Origin of the sequence: Streptococcus australis, assembly GCF_019930045.1 — a bacterium.
Classification (GTDB): Bacteria; Bacillota; Bacilli; order Lactobacillales; family Streptococcaceae; genus Streptococcus; species Streptococcus australis_D.
On the sequence record NZ_JAHZQQ010000112.1, the window covers coordinates 1 to 1219 of the forward strand.

The window sequence follows — 1219 nt, forward strand, 5'->3', positions numbered from 1 at the left end:
TGTGAATACTTACAGTTTACCCCAATGAAACGCTATGAGTTTTTTTGTTGCACTATATTTTACAATTTATCTTTTACAAATATTGATGAACAGATAGAGTTACTAAAATCAAGAAATCTAACATTTCTAAACGAAAGTTTAGCAAGACAATCTCTAACTAATTATGGATACTATGAAATAGTGAACGGATATAAGTATTTCACTATTGAATTAGACTCTGCAGAGGAAATCTATAAAGATGGCGAAACATTTGAACATATGCTCGCCCTCTATGAACTTGATAAAGATATTCGAAAAGGAATTATAGAAGCGACTATGGAGATTGAATTGTCACTACGAACGGCGATCGGATACGTTGTCGCAAAAGATATCGGAGTTGAAAAAGAACAATACCTGGATAGAAAAAATTATAATCAAGGTAAGAAGAATAAAAGAGGTTATGAGATTGATCAGCTCATTCATAAATTAAATAAAATTTACGATGATAACTCTGAACCTTATAAACATTACAGAGAAACTCACGGGCACATCCCACCATGGATTCTTTTAAAAGGTACTACTCTAGGAAACCTAGTAACAATGTGTAAGCTACTAAAACCTGCTCAGAAAGAGCAAGTCATTTCAACCTGCCTAACAATTCCTAAAGAATTTATAACAGAGGAAGTAAAAGCAACCTTTTCAGAAATTTTATACCTAGTTTTAGCATTTAGAAACCGTGCAGCCCATAGCGGGAGACTATTTAATTATCATTCTGAGAAATATTCAATCAGCTATAGAGAATTTTTCCACAAACGTATGGATATATCTGAAGCTGGTTATAGAAAAGGCGCAGGAAGAAATGATTTATACACCCTTTTTAACTCTCTTTCATGGTTTAAGAATGAAGATGCAGCATTTCATGCTGAATTTGCTTTATTCTATTCTCTCAAGGAGCATCTTAAAAAATTCCCTGATGACGATGCTATGTTTACAATAGAATCAGGAATGCCTTCTGATTATATCAATAAAAAAATAGCTAAATATTCTGAATAGACAATTTACTAAATATGTAAGCTCCATACACGATATATTTTTATTCCGTTATAATATGTCAATTAATCTCTTAGAATAGGAAATTGAGAGGTTCTCGTAACTTTTTTCGTAACCCCAATTGTCAAGTCAAGTGCAACAAAGTCATTCCTCTGATTAAGCGAGTGTTCTTCCAGCTGTTTGAGCTAGC

The 1219-nt window shown here is 32.8% G+C and carries 1 protein-coding gene; it reads left to right on the top strand.

Features of this window, described 5'->3' with window-relative positions; translation table 11 throughout:
• Window positions 1-24 precede the first annotated feature (24 nt).
• Window positions 25-1032 carry an Abi family protein gene (locus K1J10_RS10490; RefSeq protein WP_223357327.1) on the top strand — a complete coding sequence of 336 codons (1008 nt, stop codon included), beginning with the start codon at window positions 25-27 and terminating at the stop codon, window positions 1030-1032.
• Window positions 1033-1219 lie beyond the last annotated feature (187 nt).

Excerpts from the sequence above, each read along its gene's own strand:
- K1J10_RS10490 (WP_223357327.1), top strand. The coding sequence starts at position 25 with ATGAAACGCTATGAGTTTTTTTGTTGCACTATATTTTACAATTTATCT.